Source organism: Lachnoclostridium sp. An181, from assembly GCF_002160325.1.
Taxonomy (GTDB): Bacteria; Bacillota; Clostridia; order Lachnospirales; family Lachnospiraceae; genus An181.
In genome coordinates this window covers 122923-138031 of the sequence record NZ_NFKJ01000004.1, presented here as the reverse complement: position 1 = coordinate 138031, position 15109 = coordinate 122923, and the positions used below count along the sequence as shown (strand labels likewise).

At 41.7% G+C, this 15109-nt stretch carries 17 protein-coding genes and 1 pseudogene; 3 read left to right on the top strand and 15 right to left on the bottom strand.

Going from position 1 to position 15109, the window contains the following annotated elements:
- Window positions 1-144: 144 nt before the first annotated feature.
- Window positions 145-396, top strand: a pseudogene (locus B5F18_RS12950) (SAM-dependent methyltransferase); the annotation flags it as partial.
- Window positions 397-667: 271 nt separating this feature from the next.
- Here the strand turns inward: B5F18_RS12950 and B5F18_RS04235 are convergent.
- The 3 genes from B5F18_RS04235 to B5F18_RS04220 all read right to left on the bottom strand — a co-directional run bounded on the left by B5F18_RS04235 (window position 668) and on the right by B5F18_RS04220 (window position 3352).
- Entirely contained in the window at window positions 668-1285 is a 618-nt protein-coding gene (locus B5F18_RS04235; protein WP_087156427.1) for a flavodoxin family protein, read from the bottom strand.
- A 541-nt stretch (window positions 1286-1826) separates the two neighbouring features.
- Complete coding sequence (locus B5F18_RS04225; protein ID WP_087156425.1) at window positions 1827-2480, bottom strand: LysR family transcriptional regulator; 654 nt, start codon at window positions 2478-2480, stop codon at window positions 1827-1829.
- Between the two features lie 32 nt (window positions 2481-2512).
- The gene (locus tag B5F18_RS04220) at window positions 2513-3352 is read right to left on the bottom strand and encodes an aldo/keto reductase (protein WP_087156424.1); all 840 of its coding nucleotides are present in this window, start codon (window positions 3350-3352) and stop codon (window positions 2513-2515) included.
- A 138-nt stretch (window positions 3353-3490) separates the two neighbouring features.
- Here B5F18_RS04220 and B5F18_RS04215 point away from each other — a divergent pair, with 138 nt between their 5' ends.
- A complete protein-coding gene (locus B5F18_RS04215; protein WP_087156423.1) occupies window positions 3491-4306 on the top strand; it encodes a LysR family transcriptional regulator in 816 nt (271 codons plus the stop codon).
- On the opposite strand, the gene B5F18_RS04210 is transcribed toward B5F18_RS04215, so the two are convergent.
- The 6 genes from B5F18_RS04210 to B5F18_RS04190 form a co-directional block, all read right to left on the bottom strand.
- On the bottom strand, window positions 4263-5114 hold the full coding sequence (locus B5F18_RS04210; RefSeq protein ID WP_087156422.1) for a 4Fe-4S binding protein: 852 nt from the start codon (window positions 5112-5114) through the stop codon (window positions 4263-4265). The genes B5F18_RS04215 and B5F18_RS04210 overlap by 44 nt on opposite strands.
- Window positions 5111-5242 (bottom strand): CD1871A family CXXC motif-containing protein, encoded by a 132-nt coding sequence (locus tag B5F18_RS12820; RefSeq protein ID WP_275532804.1) that lies wholly within the window; start codon window positions 5240-5242, stop codon window positions 5111-5113. The genes B5F18_RS04210 and B5F18_RS12820 overlap by 4 nt, the downstream gene beginning before the upstream one ends.
- A complete protein-coding gene (locus tag B5F18_RS04205; protein ID WP_087156421.1) occupies window positions 5239-5763 on the bottom strand; it encodes a TlpA family protein disulfide reductase in 525 nt (174 codons plus the stop codon). Before B5F18_RS04205 ends, B5F18_RS12820 begins: the two co-directional genes overlap by 4 nt.
- 237 nt (window positions 5764-6000) lie before the next feature.
- Window positions 6001-7515, bottom strand: a complete 1515-nt coding sequence (locus B5F18_RS04200; protein WP_087156420.1) for a hypothetical protein — start codon at window positions 7513-7515, stop codon at window positions 6001-6003.
- Between the two features lie 21 nt (window positions 7516-7536).
- Window positions 7537-8028 (bottom strand): hypothetical protein, encoded by a 492-nt coding sequence (locus tag B5F18_RS04195; protein ID WP_087156419.1) that lies wholly within the window; start codon window positions 8026-8028, stop codon window positions 7537-7539.
- The gene (locus B5F18_RS04190; protein WP_087156418.1) at window positions 8025-9413 is read right to left on the bottom strand and encodes a dicarboxylate/amino acid:cation symporter; all 1389 of its coding nucleotides are present in this window, start codon (window positions 9411-9413) and stop codon (window positions 8025-8027) included. The genes B5F18_RS04195 and B5F18_RS04190 overlap by 4 nt, the downstream gene beginning before the upstream one ends.
- A 264-nt stretch (window positions 9414-9677) precedes the next feature.
- On the opposite strand from B5F18_RS04190, the gene B5F18_RS04185 reads away from it, so the two are divergent.
- Window positions 9678-10289, top strand: a complete 612-nt coding sequence (locus B5F18_RS04185; RefSeq protein ID WP_087156417.1) for a hypothetical protein — start codon at window positions 9678-9680, stop codon at window positions 10287-10289.
- Between the two features lie 270 nt (window positions 10290-10559).
- On the opposite strand, the gene B5F18_RS04180 is transcribed toward B5F18_RS04185, so the two are convergent.
- The 6 genes from B5F18_RS04180 to B5F18_RS04155 form a co-directional block, all read right to left on the bottom strand.
- The gene (locus tag B5F18_RS04180; RefSeq protein ID WP_087156416.1) at window positions 10560-11147 is read right to left on the bottom strand and encodes a DUF5028 domain-containing protein; all 588 of its coding nucleotides are present in this window, start codon (window positions 11145-11147) and stop codon (window positions 10560-10562) included.
- Between the two features lie 21 nt (window positions 11148-11168).
- Entirely contained in the window at window positions 11169-11816 is a 648-nt protein-coding gene (locus tag B5F18_RS04175) for an ABC transporter ATP-binding protein (protein ID WP_087156415.1), read from the bottom strand.
- A gap of 11 nt (window positions 11817-11827) precedes the next feature.
- Window positions 11828-12670: a hypothetical protein gene (locus tag B5F18_RS04170; protein ID WP_087156414.1), complete on the bottom strand. Its 843-nt coding sequence runs from the start codon at window positions 12668-12670 to the stop codon at window positions 11828-11830.
- Entirely contained in the window at window positions 12657-13511 is an 855-nt protein-coding gene (locus B5F18_RS04165; RefSeq protein WP_143468358.1) for a hypothetical protein, read from the bottom strand. The genes B5F18_RS04170 and B5F18_RS04165 overlap by 14 nt, the downstream gene beginning before the upstream one ends.
- A 2-nt stretch (window positions 13512-13513) precedes the next feature.
- Window positions 13514-14209: a DUF5027 family lipoprotein gene (locus B5F18_RS04160; RefSeq protein ID WP_087156412.1), complete on the bottom strand. Its 696-nt coding sequence runs from the start codon at window positions 14207-14209 to the stop codon at window positions 13514-13516.
- 62 nt (window positions 14210-14271) lie between these two features.
- Window positions 14272-14718, bottom strand: coding sequence for a DUF2712 domain-containing protein (locus B5F18_RS04155; RefSeq protein WP_087156411.1), 447 nt, complete (start codon window positions 14716-14718; stop codon window positions 14272-14274).
- Between the last annotated feature and the right edge of the window lie 391 nt (window positions 14719-15109).

Here is a 15109-nt window from a genome sequence, read left to right as displayed (position 1 = left end):
TTGTCTGTGTTATCTGACACAGCAGCCCGGACGGGTGTTCAGCCAGCAGCAGATTTTTGAGGCAGTGTGGAACATGGACAGTCAAACCATATCAACATTCTGCTGTCAGTATCATCCACCATCTGCGCAAGAAGATAGAGCCTGCAATCCGAGCCAAAGCATTTATTTGAACTTGTGCGAAAAGAAGATATTGACGATTTGATGTCTATATTTCCGACAACCCTGTTGCATTATGTAGCAACAGACGGTTGTGCCTTATTCATGCGCGAAACGATAGACGAGATGGATGACGATACATTTGACTTGTATTTGAAATATCACTTTACTACCTGTGAACGTAAAAATCTATTAGGTATCACAAGTCGTTCTATTGACATATTCAGAAAAGGGGACTGATAATATGGGAAAATACGCTGGAAATTGGTATATAGCGGCATAAATCTTTGGACTGTTGTTTAGAAAAGGGAATGTCTATGGCGCTGCACTAAACATTCCCTTTTCATAGTTCATTTTTCTATTTATGCCAACCTCCGGTACCTTGGATTGGAAAACATATTAGATTTTAGAATTCCCTCTGCCTTCTACAGTCCAAGTCCTTCCACCAATTGCAGAAAGTATTTTTTAGCTTTCATATTTTTATCCAGCATAAATTAAAGGTAAATGCTTTTTACCGGATAAAATCTGTCCGCAGAAAAGGTTCCTTTTTTGGCAGCCCGTATTTCTCTTTTCCCAATTCAATGGATCTCATCAAAAACGCCATGTTCCTTGCCACAGTCCGCATGCCCTGCAGACCTTCCGCATCTTCTGTTGCTTCGCCGATCTCTCTTCCGTGAATACTGTTCCAGTACTGCCCGGAGGCCACCGGCATGCCGCAGATTGTAAAATATTTGTTCAGCTCATCAAAGGTAGCAGAAAGTCCTCCTCTTCTTGCAGCCACTACGCTGGCCCCTACTTTCATGGTCTTGTCAAACGGTGTGCTGAAAAACAGACGGTCCAAAAATGAGATCAATGTTCCATTCGCGGAGGCATAATAGACCGGGCTTGCGATGACCAGACCGTCACATGCCTCAAACTTTGGCGCGATTTCATTCACACAGTCGTCAAAAACACATTTCCCATTTTGGGCACAGGCACGACAGGCAATACATCCTCTGATCGCTTTGTTTCCAACCTGTATGATCTCGCTGTCGATGCCCTCTTGTTCAAAGATTTTTTGCATCTCCTGCAATGCAATATAAGTATTCCCCTGTTTATGGGGACTCCCGTTGATCATCAATACGTTCATGTTCATCCTCCTGTTCATGTTTACATCTAAGTTTTAAATATTCCCATCATTCAAAAGCACTCCTGAAAGATTTCCAGGATTTCCAAAGGCTCCATTCTTTTGTAGCTGCCCGGAGAATAGCGGCAGAAATATGCGTTTTCTTAAGACTCTTTTGTCTCTTTATCCCAAGCCCCCGGATTGTTGTGGGAAGGCCGATTTCCCGGATAAACTCTGAAAGTGCATGCATCCCAAAGAATTATACCACATTTTTCCCCTCTTTCATCAGGATATTCACAACTTCATCGTATATTCCGTTTTTTGACACCCCCTGCCCATAAGCCAGCATAACATTGTTGTGATTTTTTATAAAACAAGCGAGGAATTCCTTCACACATCACTGACCAAAATAGACTTTTGTCTTATTTTCATATATAAAATTATCCATTTCCCGAAAACCTCCTGCACTCCTCGCTGACTTTATTATAGAAAAAAGAGGCCTCCCGCAGAAGTCTCCATTGTTTTGCAGTTCATACCTTTTGCTTTATACTCGGGGATCCAATTGTCAAATCGCCTTTTTTATACCTTCCAGAAATCTCCTGACCAGTTTGGACGGTTCAGGAGAATACAAAACGCCATAAGGAATCGTGTATTTCCATTCTACCGGGATCACTTTTAAAAGAGGATGTACATCTTTCCAATTTTCGACTGCCATGAGGATGTCATTGCTGTTCTCACACTGGTTAAAGATATCTACACTGTAGATATCAAAATCCACCACGCGGATCTGAGGATGATTTTTCCAGATTTCGTCCCGCAGCTCATCTACATAGTTGCTCCAGCCCCGGCGCATCATAAGGGGATTTTCCCCGTACAAATCCTGGAATGTGAGCATCTCCTTTTCCGCCAGCCTATGATTGACAGAGACCGCACAGCAGATTTGTTGTCTGCCAATCTCCATCCCTGCACACTGGCGCAGTTTCAGCATCGTCTCATCAAAAATTCCTGCCACAATATCAATTTTGTACAATGATTTTCCTGCTTCTGTCAATGCCAATCCTCTATGAGTGCGGACAAAAAGCGTAAGTCCAAGGTCCTTCTCCAGAAGGTTGATCTGTTTTGTGACCGCAGGCGGAGTGATATAGAGAGTTTCTGCCGCTTTGTTGAAACTCCCAAGATCTGCAACAACAATAAATGTCTCAAGCTGCAGATTATACATATTCACTCCTCCTCTTCCACATCAGTTGAATTTTATGCCATTGTCATAAACCACTCTACAGTTTCCGGGTCATAGTGAGAGAAAAACAGGCTTTCTCCTCCGTCCAGTCCTTCAATCTTAGCCATATCCTCCGCTGTCAGTTCAAAGTCAAATACATTGAAGTTTTCCTCCATTCTGTTTTTATGAACAGACTTCGGAATTACCACTACATCGCTCTGCAAAAGGAAACGCAGCGCCACCTGCGCCACAGATTTTCCATATTTTCCCCCAATCTCCTTTAACACCGGATTGTTAAAGTAATCATTCTTTCCTTCTGCAAACGGTCCCCAGGACATGATCTGAGTGCCGTATTTCTTCATATATTTTTTTGCTTCTTTTTGCTGCCAGAACACATGAGTCTCCACCTGGTTGACTGCTGGTTTGATTTTGGAAAAATGCTCGATGTCAAGATATCTGTCAGGATAGAAGTTTGATACCCCGATCGCTCTTACTTTTCCCTCCTCGTATGCCTCTTCCATAGCACGGTAAGTTCCATAATAATCGCCAAAAGGCTGATGGATCAAAAGAAGGTCAATGTAATCTGTTTTCAGTTTCTTCAAAGACTCTTCGATCGACGCCTTTGCTTTTTCATATCCTGCATTAGAAATCCATACTTTTGTTGTGATGAAGAATTCTTCTCTTGGAAGACCGCATTTGGCAAGTGTATTTCCAACCCCTTCTTCGTTTCCGTATGCCTGTGCAGTATCAATGCTGCGGTATCCTGTTTGAATGGCCTCCAGAACGCATTTTTCTGTCTCTTCTGGAGGTGTCTGATAAACACCATAACCAAGCTTTGGCATTTTTACCCCGTTTTTCAGTGTTACATACTCCATATTATATCCTCCCTTATTCAAATTCAGAAACAGTTTTTTTCTTTTTTCAATTACAGTTTACATAGAAATCAAAAGAATGTACAATATCAATAACGAAACCTACTATTCAAAATATGAATAACAAGAAAGAGGAATACGATGTTAGATTTAACAGAATTGCAGCAATTGGTTGTTTTTGCCGATTGCAGAACACTCTCAAAAGCGGCAGAACAGCTGCATATTTCTCAGCCAACGCTCACCCGCACGATGCAGCATTTAGAAGAAATATTCGCTGTCCCGCTGTTCCACCGCCAAAAAAACAAGATTACCTTAAATAAAACCGGTGAGGTAGCTGTGGAATGCGCAAAAAAACTTCTGGCTGAGGCAGGGCATTCCATCCAGCAGGTACGCACCTTTGACAAGAGCCTGCACACGATCACTGTTGAATCATGCGCCCCGGCTCCTCTCTGGTCCTTTTTGCCTTCCCTTGCAGGACATTATCCGGATATGACCATATCCTCCAGCATAAACGAAATACCGGACATTATAAATCATGTACGTTCCGGGTCCTGCGATGTAGGCATCCTTCCCTGGGCTTGCAATGAACCCGATCTTCACTGTGAACCGTTCCTTAAGGAATGTTTGTCCGTCTGTGTACTGCCGGAACACAGCCTTGCCGGAAATAAAACTCTCACCTTTACACAGATGAACGGTTTCAACTTTCTTTTGCGTTCTGAAATCGGTTTCTGGGATAACATGTGCCGGGAAAAAATGCCGTCCTCAAAATTCCTTGTTCAAACCGACGATTTCGCCTTTCAGGAACTGATAAACGAATCTTCCCTGCCATGTTTTACTACCAATCTTGCACAGGATACCGCAAAACTTCCAAAAAACAGACAGATCATTCCGATCACCGATACGGAGGCCAATGTCACCTATCATCTGATTTATCTAAAGAACCGCCAGAAGAAGTGATACGTCCAAAGGACAGTGCGTTTTGAGGGCACCCCTCCAGGCACTGTCCGCATTGTACGCACTCCCTGTCCCCCACTTTTTTAACGTCCATCCTGCAAAAACGAACGCACTTTTTACATCCGCAACATTTATCCTCTTCCACAATCATTCCAAACAATGCTGTTTTGTGAAACAGAGAATAAAACGCACCAAGGGGACACAAAAATCTGCAGAAACTGCGGAAAATGAAAACTGCCGCTACAACAAAAGCGAGCAGTACGATTATCTTCCAGGAAAACAGAACCCCAAGAAGGTTTCTGAGTTGCTCATTCTTTACAGGCAAAAACACACCAGCTTCCAAAGTTCCTGCAGGGCAGATGTACTTGCAAAATCCAGGAACTGCAAATACAAGCGGAATTCCCACCACAAATACAATGAGGATCACGTATTTGAGGAGGGAAAGTTTTCTTGACCACCTTCCTTTTTTCACCTTTTTTGTGGGAATCTTGTATAAAATCTCCTGCAGCAGTCCAAAAGGACATAAAAATCCGCAGACAACACGCCCCAAAATTACTCCAAATAAAAGAAGAAGTCCAAGTATGTAATAGGGAAATTTATACTTTGCAGACACCAGTGCACTTTGCAGGCTGCCGATTGGACAGGATGCGATCGCCCCCGGACAGGAATAGCAATTCAGCCCCGGTACACAAGTCATTTTCCACTTTCCCTGATAAATGGTCGCGCTAAAAAATCCGGTAATATTCAGATTGTATAAAAGAGCGCAGATCAACTGAATCAACCGTCTTTTTCGTTCTCTTATCCACATCATCCGATGCCGATACATTCCAGGCATATCCGGGTTGCTTTGTTCATCACATCTTTTTGCCCGGACTGCCATACCCCGGCAAGGATCAGCAAAACCGCTGTCCCTGTCAACAGAATTCTCCTTTTTTTCATGAGTTTTCCACCGCCTCCTTGATGGCACGCCGGAATGCCTTATACTGGACGTCTGAACTCTGCGCTCCTGTAAATACCTCTGTCACACGTCCATCTTTTCCGATCACAAGTGTATAGGGAATTCCGGCACTTGGATATTTTTCCGCAATCTCATTTGTTTCATCATATGCCACAGGAAATGTATATCCCTTTTCTTCTATAAAACGATCCACCACTTTTTTGTCCTCAGCACAATTGACTGCGATCACTTCCACCTGCTTTCCGTACTCATCATATATTTGCTGCAGAGCCGGCATTTCTTCCACACAGGGAGAGCACCAAGTCGCCCAGAAATTGAGAAGAACCACCCGCCCTTGCTGCTCTGACAAAATAAAACTTTCATGGCTGTTCAGCTCTGCCGTAAAATCCGGGGCATCCACCCCTTTGGAAAGCTCCTGGTAACTGCCGCCACACCCCAAAAGACCTGTACAAAGTATAAACAGGACTGCACAGAGTGCCCTTTTTTTCCAATTTTTTCTCATCACCGTACTCCTTAATACAAAACAAAGTGGGCAAGCCCACTTCAACTCTCTCTCCCCTCACTCATGAGGGGCTTTACACTTTGCGCGCCGCCGCAATACCGCAGAGCGGTAAACGCCCCTTTTGCGGCGTGCACATCCTCCCGGAAGGCTTTGTGCTATAGGAAATCGAAGTTTCCTATAGCACAAAGAATCTTCTGTGAATGCTCACAAAAGATTCTTTGTCTTCGTATTTATTGTTTACTCAATGCCTGCCCACTTGGCATATCCTGCATATACAGTCTTAATCTGTTCATCACATGCAGTCTGATTTTTTTCCTTGCCAATATAGTGTCTTGTCTCCGGGTCCAATGTATATGGCAGCTCTGCGTATGCTGCAATCGGCGCCGCAAATCCATCCTCATCCACTGCATCTTTATTGTATGCAAACAAAAATGGTTCCTGAATCAGCGGTACACCGTCTTCCGTTGTCTTTGCGACCTCCAGATTTGTCAGATATCCATCTACAAGGTCTGTGTACATTTTTATGATCGGGGAATCTTCTTCACAAATATTTGTTGTCTGTGTATAGCCCCATTTATCTATCGTATATCCGCCATCGATCTGCGGATCATACATGTAGACCCTTACCTGATTTTCCACTGCATACTGATTGATCTTGGAAATCACTGCCCTTGTCTTTTCACTTCCCGGGCCTCCGATGAGCACAAGGGAATTTCCATCTTCGCCAAGCAGCCACTTTAACTGACGGTAAGTCACCGGATAGACATTGATTTGTTCATCCGGTTTAAAGATTTCCGTTCCATAACTGTTGAAAGCCTGGCGCATATAGTCTGTTTTTGTGTAATGGGCAAGCTGCAGGTTATTATTCTTAATGTGGTCGAAAATTCCGCGAAGACGTTCATTGTATTCCTCTGTGATGTACTTTCTCACAGGATTTCCATCCTCATCGAGAACCGGATTTCCCTCATCGTCAGTCTCTTTTACATAAACCCCTTTTGAATCGCGCTCTGCCATCTCCTCAAACGCATAGACAACCGGGCATTTTTTGCTGCCGTTTCCGGAACCGCTGTTGTCAACCGTATTGTCCTTGTTGTAGAGGAATAAAAACGGCTGCTGTAATCTTCCGACCGTTACTTCCTTTCCTTGCGCATTTGTGTAGGAAACAGCGGTGTCATCATCAGACGGATATGCAATCCAGTCGTCCAGATTGGTAAGATATTTTGACACGAATTCACCATACATATAATTATATTTTGTGCCGAGCGTTGTTTTCTCATTTGACATGCGCACAAACATGGATCCATCTTCACCGTTATCTACATTAAAGTCATAGGAATAGATAGTATCAATCCCATACTCTTTTGCAAACGCATTTACCGAAGGGCTCATTGCGCGGCTGTTATGACACCAGGATCCGCTTAACTGGATCAAAAAATTACCCTCCTGCTGCAAAAGATAGATCAACTGGTCATAGCTGATGTCCTGGAATACGATCTCCTTGTCTTCAAAAGTATCGATTCCTCCCTGGCGCTCCATATCTGCACGGGAATGTGCATTGAAGTCCCCAAAAGCATATTCTTTTTCAAAATCATAATCCGGCGAGGAAAGCTGTGTTTTTGTACTTTCCAACGTTTCTTTTTTCTGTGAGCCTGCCTCGTTTCTATTGCTCTCCTTCTGGGAGAGCGCACATCCTGCCAATATTCCGACTGTCATCGCAGCAACAAGAACAGCCGAGATCAATTTTCTTTTCATCCTGAATCTCCTCCTGTTATCCTAACACATCGGAATAGATACTTCTTCGGAATCTCCTCCGCCGCTTCCGCCTGTGGAAGTGTATTCAGACTCCAATGCAGTAAGATCTGCATAATTTTCCACAAGAGCATACTGGTCAGGTGTCAGATAACTGTCCACAACCGCCCTTGCCTCTGTGACATATTTTTTCACATCATCCGAAGAATATCCTTCTGCTGTTTTTCTTGCATCCGCCACGCTGGCCGCTTTGATCGCCAAACGTGCGTATTCAATTTTTGCTGTGTCAAATTCTTTCTTATTTTCAATTTTATCTTTCAGATTAAAATTCGGGTCCAGCGCATTATAGTATTCAACTGCGCGGTCAATTTTTTCCTTACATTTATCCGTGTATGTAACCTCTCCGATTGCGGCGATCGCTTTGTCTGTTCTGGAAACCGATGCTTTCAGGGAAAATGCAGAAAGTCCCAGACAAACAACCGCAGCCACGATCAGGACGATCGTTGATTTTTTCATGCCTGTCCCTCCTTCTTCTGTGTCATCTCTTCTTTCTCAAACACTTCGTCATCCAGAAGGTCTGTGTTGCGCGCAACAACCGTTGCAGTCACACTGGCTCCAACCACGTTGGTCAGTGTACGGACCATATCCGTAATATTATTGATCGGAATCAAAAGTACAACAGCTGCAATCGGAAGATTCACTGCACTGAACAGAGAAACTGCTGTAACGACTCCGATTCCCGGCATTCCTGCGCTTCCCAGTGAAAGTACAAGACACATGAAACACATCACCAGATACTGGCTTGCACTCCAGTTTTGTCCTGTGGCATTGATATAAAACATTGCCAGCAAAATTGGCCAGATACACGTACATCCTGCCATTCCGATCGTGGTTCCAAGAGGAGCAGAAAAGTTTGCAACTTCCTCGTCCACTCCGACCTTGCGGATCAATCTGTCTATGGTGATGGGAAGTGTTCCTACACTGCTCTGTGTAGTAAATGCTGTTGCCTGTGCATCAAACGTTTTCTTAAAAAATTTCAGCGGACTTACCTTTGCCCCAAATTTCAAAAGCAGTGCATTCACACCGTATGTCTGGATCAGACATACAATATAGATGAGCCCCACAAGGATCACAAGCTGTACAAGCGCATCTTTATCGCTGAGCAGCTGGCTTGCGGAAACTGCAGTCAGGCAGAGCACTGCATACGGTGTCAGATCGATCACAAATGTAAGTACATGGAAAATGATCTTCTTGAAGGCCTCCACAAAATCTTTAAATGCCTTTACTTTACCTTCTCCTTCGTCCGTAGCTACATTCACATATGCCACTGCAATGGCCACTGCAATGATGATAATTGCGACAATATTATCTGCTGCAAGATCTCCTACAATATTTGTCGGGAACAGACTTAAAATAATCTTGTCCAGGGATGTGCCCATCTCCTCATAAGCGCTCAGTGTTGTATCCGTAACACTTGCAATATCGGAAAATACTGCTCCAGCACCATTTCCAATGTGCGTCGCCATCCCGAACAAGATCGTGATCACAACTGCAATGACTGATGAGATCATCAGCCAGAATACGGATTTTGTTCCAATCCGTTTCATTTTTTCTTTGTCATTCAGTGCAATGAGCCCTGAAATAACAGATACCAAAATGACCGGTGCCACAAGTGCTGTGATCAGATTTACATAGATATCTCCTATCAGGCCCAGCCATGTCAGGTATGAATTATTTTCGGAAGCAAAGACAATACCGATCACAGCTCCCATAACCATACTGATCAGAATTACAAATGTCCAGTTGATTTTATACGCCAGACGATTCAAAACTTTAAACATCAAAAGCGCAATCATCAGCACAAGTAATGCTATCCAGTTCACACTTAAAAGTGCGTCCATTCTAAAACCTCCCTTTCCTTTTTTGCCCGTACTATTTTAAGTATTTGTACAAATAATTGCAAATAAATATTTTTTATATATTTATTGATTTTCTCTATATTTTTGTCACAGGCAATGAAAAATTTGTTCTGAAATCATCCTTCTTTTTCAGTTCATAATAATTGATTTCAAAGTCATTTACCTTATAATATAATTAACGATACATTGGGAACAACACAATTGGCACCATTTTATCTGGTCTTGTATAGAGAGAGGTGAAAAGTTATGAAAAACAAAAAATATCGGATATCTGTCGTCTGTATTCTTGCCTTTCTGGCACTGTTGCTCATTATTGTGTTTGTCCAAACCCGCACTTCCGGGACAGAGCCTCAAAAACGTGTTACTCAAAACACTTCAAAAGAAATCTATGCGGTTGGGCACAATGGAGAAATTCTCCAAACAGAATTTGATCAGGCAAAACAATTTTTTATCCGCTCCGGAATATCCGAGCAAGATGCCGAACTTCAGGCAAAAGAGTATGTTTTTGAAAGAGAAGCCCTGTTCCAGGATGCCATAAAACATGGATACACTGTAACAGACGATGAGATCTGGGCTTATCTTGACGAGCTAAAACAGTTTATCGAAACCGCAGACAACAAAGAAGACGTCGAAAAAGCAATTCAGCAATTTGAAAATGAAGATGCTTATTGGCAATTCGAATTTGAAGTTTACAAAAAAGATCTGCCAATCCAAAAATATGTAGAAAGCCTTGAAAAAGAGTTTAAAGAAAACCAATCGCTTTCCGGTGATGCGGACGTGGAAAATTCCTGGTCGGAACACTTTGAAAATTTGAAAGAAGATTTGGCAGATGCGGAAAATTTTAAGCTTACAGAGTAGGCAAGATGCCTCAAAGAGCGTTTTTCTACATAAAGCGGAGCAATCATTTCGGCAATCTATAGCCACTATATAACAACAAAGCCTTTGACTCCAAAATTTATTTTCTAAATTTAGATACAGCATCTCAGTCCTATCTGTTTTTCCAAATACAAATATTAAGAGACACGAGAAAAATCTCGTGTCTCTAAAATCAGCCTTTTTACTCAACCGACAATTTATTTGACTTTCTCAATTTTCAAAGGTTTAGAGCAGTAACAAAACTCCAAATTCTTATAAAATCTGCAACAATTTTTGATTAGGATACTGTGTGATCTGCAGCATCGGTGTATCCTCCTCTATATGCTTATAATCCGGTGTATTTCCGGGAATAATGGAAAATACAAGCCATATCTCTTTCTTTGTTCCAAGCTGCAGAGAAAATGACTGCGCCGGCATATCCGGGTTCACTGCCCGAAACATATCCGGAGATGGAATAATCGCATAATTTGTTCCAACCAACATAGTCATTCCTGTTGCAACTCCTTGCTCACCCACATGTTCATTGCTGACATTTTCCACACATACCTTCACCATATAATAATGAGTAGCCATACCCATATCTTCAGCATCATACTCCTGAAAAAATTCCTCCGCAGACAGTAGCTTTGAATCCAGCACCTGAATGGTATATCCTTCGGCCATATCACTTTTTGATACATTATAATCGGTTTCAAATGCAACCTTCTCCCCTTTTTCAAAAACCTGTCGTTTTGGCAGGTACAGGTGCGTATCTTCATTGACTGCGTACACTCTAGCACCATAGATGCCAATGAGACAGCATACAATGGCCGCAATTCCAATTCTTTTTTTCCACATCATGCTCTCCTCCTCATTTTATCATTACTCCGGGCAAAAATGATCGATCACTCTACCTTCCTCCAATTTAAAAATCTCATCCGAAATCTCTTTTAGAATACTGATATCATGGCAAGAAACAATAACAAGTGCTCCCCTTTCTTTCTGCTGAAACAAAATCTCTTTTACAAGACCTATTCCTGACTCATCCAGCGCATTTGTCGGCTCATCCAGAACTACGATATCCGGCTCTTCCATAATAGCCGCTGCAATACCAAGGCGCTGTTTCATTCCAAGAGAATACTTTCGGTATTTTTTCCGGTCTTCCGGATCCAGCCCTACTGCCCGGATACTTTCCCTTATTTTGTCTTCAGAAATACGCTTTTTGATTCCCGCCAGCATTTTTAAATTTTCCAACCCGGAATAACGGCCCAGAAATGTGGGGTTTTCCAGGAGAAATCCAATACTTTCCGGAAACTCAATATCCTTTCCCAGAACATCTCCATTAATGGATACAGTTCCCTCTGTAGGTCGAATCAGGCCAATGATCACACGCATCAACATGGTCTTTCCAGAACCATTTATTCCCTGAAGTCCGTAAATCCTCCCCTCGTGCATTTTTGCACTAATATCCTGAAGTACCGTATTTTTATGAATTCGTTTTGTCACATGATTTACTTCAATCTCAACCATAACAATCTCTCCTATTCCTTTTCCAATATGTCATAATACCGAAACCGGATCAGCCCTGCAATAACCGACACGAACAACAGACTTGCTACCATACCTGCGCCAACCTTCATGGAAACTCCTGTCTTCAACATCCAATCATATCGGTATATCATAGCATAGTTACCAATCAGCCAGGAGGACAGACGGTAAGCGGATGCCAAGAACAAAAGACTCACTGTGAAAAATCCAAAGATTGGTTTCACAAACAATGAAAGCGTCATCTGAAACATATTGATGCTGACTGATACCAGGATTGGCAAAAAAGCCACTGCAAAAGGCAATATAGATTGCTCCCATACCTCCTGATGCCCAATCTGAAACGCCAGCCGAATAAAGTCCATATGGATCCGGTTCGAGATCTCCATCCTCAAAACACCAAACAACGCAAGAGCGGTCAATTGCATAATCAGATGATATAAGATTGTTCCTAAAATATTCCAGCAGCATTTTGACATCCACCATGCAGTACGTCTTCCGGATCGTACAAGGATTTGCTGCCCTGCCCCAAATAGATCCTTAAACGGATAATTTAAAAGCAGAAATGGAATAACCAGAAATACCGTGATCCAGACAACCGGAAACCGAAATGCGTTTGCAACATCTGGAATGTATTCATACATGCCGCCATACAGATAAAAGCAGTAATCCCCATAGCTGACTCCTTCTGCGATCAATCCGGCATCCAAAAATCTATGTGCTTTTCCCACAAAATCCAAAAATATGATTATCGCAATCACTGCCGGAGTGAAAAGCAGCGCTTTGTTGCGAAGAATCCCCTGCTGTATATCAAATCGCAAATATCTAATAAATTTCATGTCTGTACTCCCATATAATACTCAAAAATGTAATGAAAAACAGTATCGCCGCGCCAATCAAAATCACTGTCCATGATGTATGGTACACAATTTGAACCGGTCGCAGAAAAAACAGTGGCGAAATCTCTTTGTAATGATGAACTTCCGGTGAGGTGTAGATAAACTGGCGCAAATAGTGAAATGCCAGTAAAAGAAACAACGGTAATATCACCACAATTACCTTGTATTTTACAATGCAGGAAACACTATAACTTAAACAGGCAATCAGTCCTCCAAAAACAAAATCAATACAAAGATAAAAAAACACATACAAAAATGGAGCCGAATAATACAACATCGACATGAGCGAACCGTAAAAAACTCCATTACTCGTGCAATATAATGGGGACGGAGTGACTGCCGGAAAAAATAATGCAGATACCAGAAAATTGAATACTAGCGGAAGCACCATGGCCAAAGCACCACTCAAAAATACAGCTGCATACTTAGCCAAAAAGTAAGCCTTTTTCCCGGAATATACTGTCACAAGCCTTGTGTAACCACTCTGCTTTTCTTCACAATAAGACCATCCATATGGAATTGCAACTAATAGTGGAAAAACAAAAAAATAAGCAGATGATCCAAAAGAGAACGGTTCTCCACCAATCCATCGATTAAACAGACTTAGGACTCCATACATTGGATTTAAACGGTCTCCCTGAATCATCATAATTTCATTTTGATAAATTTCTATATTGTATACAAGCGAAAACATAGTAATGATACATCCAATAATCAGTGAAATATAGAATGATTTATTTCTCAACGCCTTTCTAAATTCCAGTTTTAACATCTCTTTCAATATCATTCCCCTCCCTGCAGATTCAAATTCCAAAATTGCTGGTACTCTGAGTCTCCTCCATAACTAAACATGAGATATAAATTTTCTTTTTTACACTCTTCCAAATTTACCCACCATCCAACCTTGGTATCCACAGTCTTGTCCACCGGCAATTTAAAATTGTAATAATCTGTACTGTCCTCTACTTCTTTTGGTTTAAAAAAATAAGCCGGAAGTCCGACTAATTTCAACTCTTTGTCTCTCTCTGGAAGATAAACTAGGCTAAGATCTGTAATATTCATGTATTCTGAGCTGATATTTTTAATCGTAATATCGCAGAGTAGAAAACTAGATTTTGAAAGGTCCACTCCAGATGGCTCACCCGTCTGAAGATCATAATGTGTCTCATTGTCCGTCAATACTTCATCCATAGAAATTCCCGCCTCCTGTGGATTTTTAAAAAGCGTTGCTGTTTTGACGGTCCACTCCGCTCCAACCGCTTTTTTATTTTGATTTGTCGGATGGGCAAACGGGGCGCTCTCCCCCAATGAGTGTAACTTATCCTTCTGCAAATGCTGTGGTCTGTATGGCGCTACCTCCTCACCCTTTCCAAAATTCTTCTGCGCATCATTTCCAATGAGGGAACAGGCTGTTAATGGCAGGCATGCAAATCCGAAAGCAATAATCAACGCCAAAAACTTTTTATTCTTCACAGACATTTTTCCACCTCCATTTTCTAAAGGCCGGCAGTTCCATTTAAGGAACTGCCCCTTTGCTACACTTAGTTTGCAACCGGATAGTTGCCCACAGAATCCGGGCTCCATTTTCCACTTAAATAACCGGAAACACCACTTTTTGCCGTTGTGATATCCAAATAACAAGATCTGTAACCTCTTTCATAAACATAGTTGGTAATAAACCACTCTCCATTTGGTATAATAGCATAACTTCCTCTTGTTACATTACTATTATCAGTTCCTGCCTTTGTCACTACCCACAAATTGAATCCTGATGTGTTCATTACATAGTTGTAACTGTCATCTTCTTTACTACGTATGCTCGTATTATATCCATCTCCATAGTCATAGCCAATAAACACTCTTGGAAATGTTGAATCTTTTGCACTTCTGGTCGTTGGGTCACTTGCAACGGCCGAAACACTTAAACCCATCATCAATCCCATTGTTAAAACAGTCCCCGCTAACCATTTTTGTTTTTTCTTCATCATATTTTCCGCCTTCCTCACAGCAAACTAGTACAGCATTCATTACTCATACTCTTACTGCCATGCACAAAAACTCTGTTTACTTCAGTATTTGACTTGTAAATCATATGCAAAAGTAGACATATAATCTTATTTTGCTCAAGATACACAAAACACGTCTGTTGCCCGTGTACTCAGATACACATTCCTAAATTCATATAATATATCATGCCAACTACTTCATGCACCGCCTTTGTTTCAGCCAATGCAAAACAGAGCTGAATAAAAAGAACTACACACTTGCAACTACCACGTAGCAAAGAAATATTTTTCGACATTATACGTTTCACTTCTCAATTTAATACTAAAATTCACCTCTTTGTTTATATGGAAATTTCTTTTGTTAAAATAATTA

Coding starts and splice junctions, on each gene's coding strand:
- B5F18_RS04190 (WP_087156418.1), bottom strand. CDS start 9,413: ATGGACGCACTTTTAAGTGTGAACTGGATAGCATTACTTGTGCTGATG.
- B5F18_RS04170 (WP_087156414.1), bottom strand. CDS start 12,670: ATGAAATTTATTAGATATTTGCGATTTGATATACAGCAGGGGATTCTT.
- B5F18_RS04195 (WP_087156419.1), bottom strand. CDS start 8,028: ATGAAAAAATCAACGATCGTCCTGATCGTGGCTGCGGTTGTTTGTCTG.
- B5F18_RS12820 (WP_275532804.1), bottom strand. CDS start 5,242: ATGAAAAAAAGGAGAATTCTGTTGACAGGGACAGCGGTTTTGCTGATC.
- B5F18_RS04220 (WP_087156424.1), bottom strand. CDS start 3,352: ATGGAGTATGTAACACTGAAAAACGGGGTAAAAATGCCAAAGCTTGGT.
- B5F18_RS04235 (WP_087156427.1), bottom strand. CDS start 1,285: ATGAACGTATTGATGATCAACGGGAGTCCCCATAAACAGGGGAATACT.
- B5F18_RS04225 (WP_087156425.1), bottom strand. CDS start 2,480: ATGTATAATCTGCAGCTTGAGACATTTATTGTTGTTGCAGATCTTGGG.
- B5F18_RS04200 (WP_087156420.1), bottom strand. CDS start 7,515: ATGAAAAGAAAATTGATCTCGGCTGTTCTTGTTGCTGCGATGACAGTC.
- B5F18_RS04175 (WP_087156415.1), bottom strand. CDS start 11,816: ATGGTTGAGATTGAAGTAAATCATGTGACAAAACGAATTCATAAAAAT.
- B5F18_RS04155 (WP_087156411.1), bottom strand. CDS start 14,718: ATGATGAAGAAAAAACAAAAATGGTTAGCGGGGACTGTTTTAACAATG.
- B5F18_RS04160 (WP_087156412.1), bottom strand. CDS start 14,209: ATGTCTGTGAAGAATAAAAAGTTTTTGGCGTTGATTATTGCTTTCGGA.
- B5F18_RS04215 (WP_087156423.1), top strand. CDS start 3,491: ATGTTAGATTTAACAGAATTGCAGCAATTGGTTGTTTTTGCCGATTGC.
- B5F18_RS04205 (WP_087156421.1), bottom strand. CDS start 5,763: ATGAGAAAAAATTGGAAAAAAAGGGCACTCTGTGCAGTCCTGTTTATA.
- B5F18_RS04180 (WP_087156416.1), bottom strand. CDS start 11,147: ATGATGTGGAAAAAAAGAATTGGAATTGCGGCCATTGTATGCTGTCTC.
- B5F18_RS04210 (WP_087156422.1), bottom strand. CDS start 5,114: ATGATGTGGATAAGAGAACGAAAAAGACGGTTGATTCAGTTGATCTGC.
- B5F18_RS04185 (WP_087156417.1), top strand. CDS start 9,678: ATGAAAAACAAAAAATATCGGATATCTGTCGTCTGTATTCTTGCCTTT.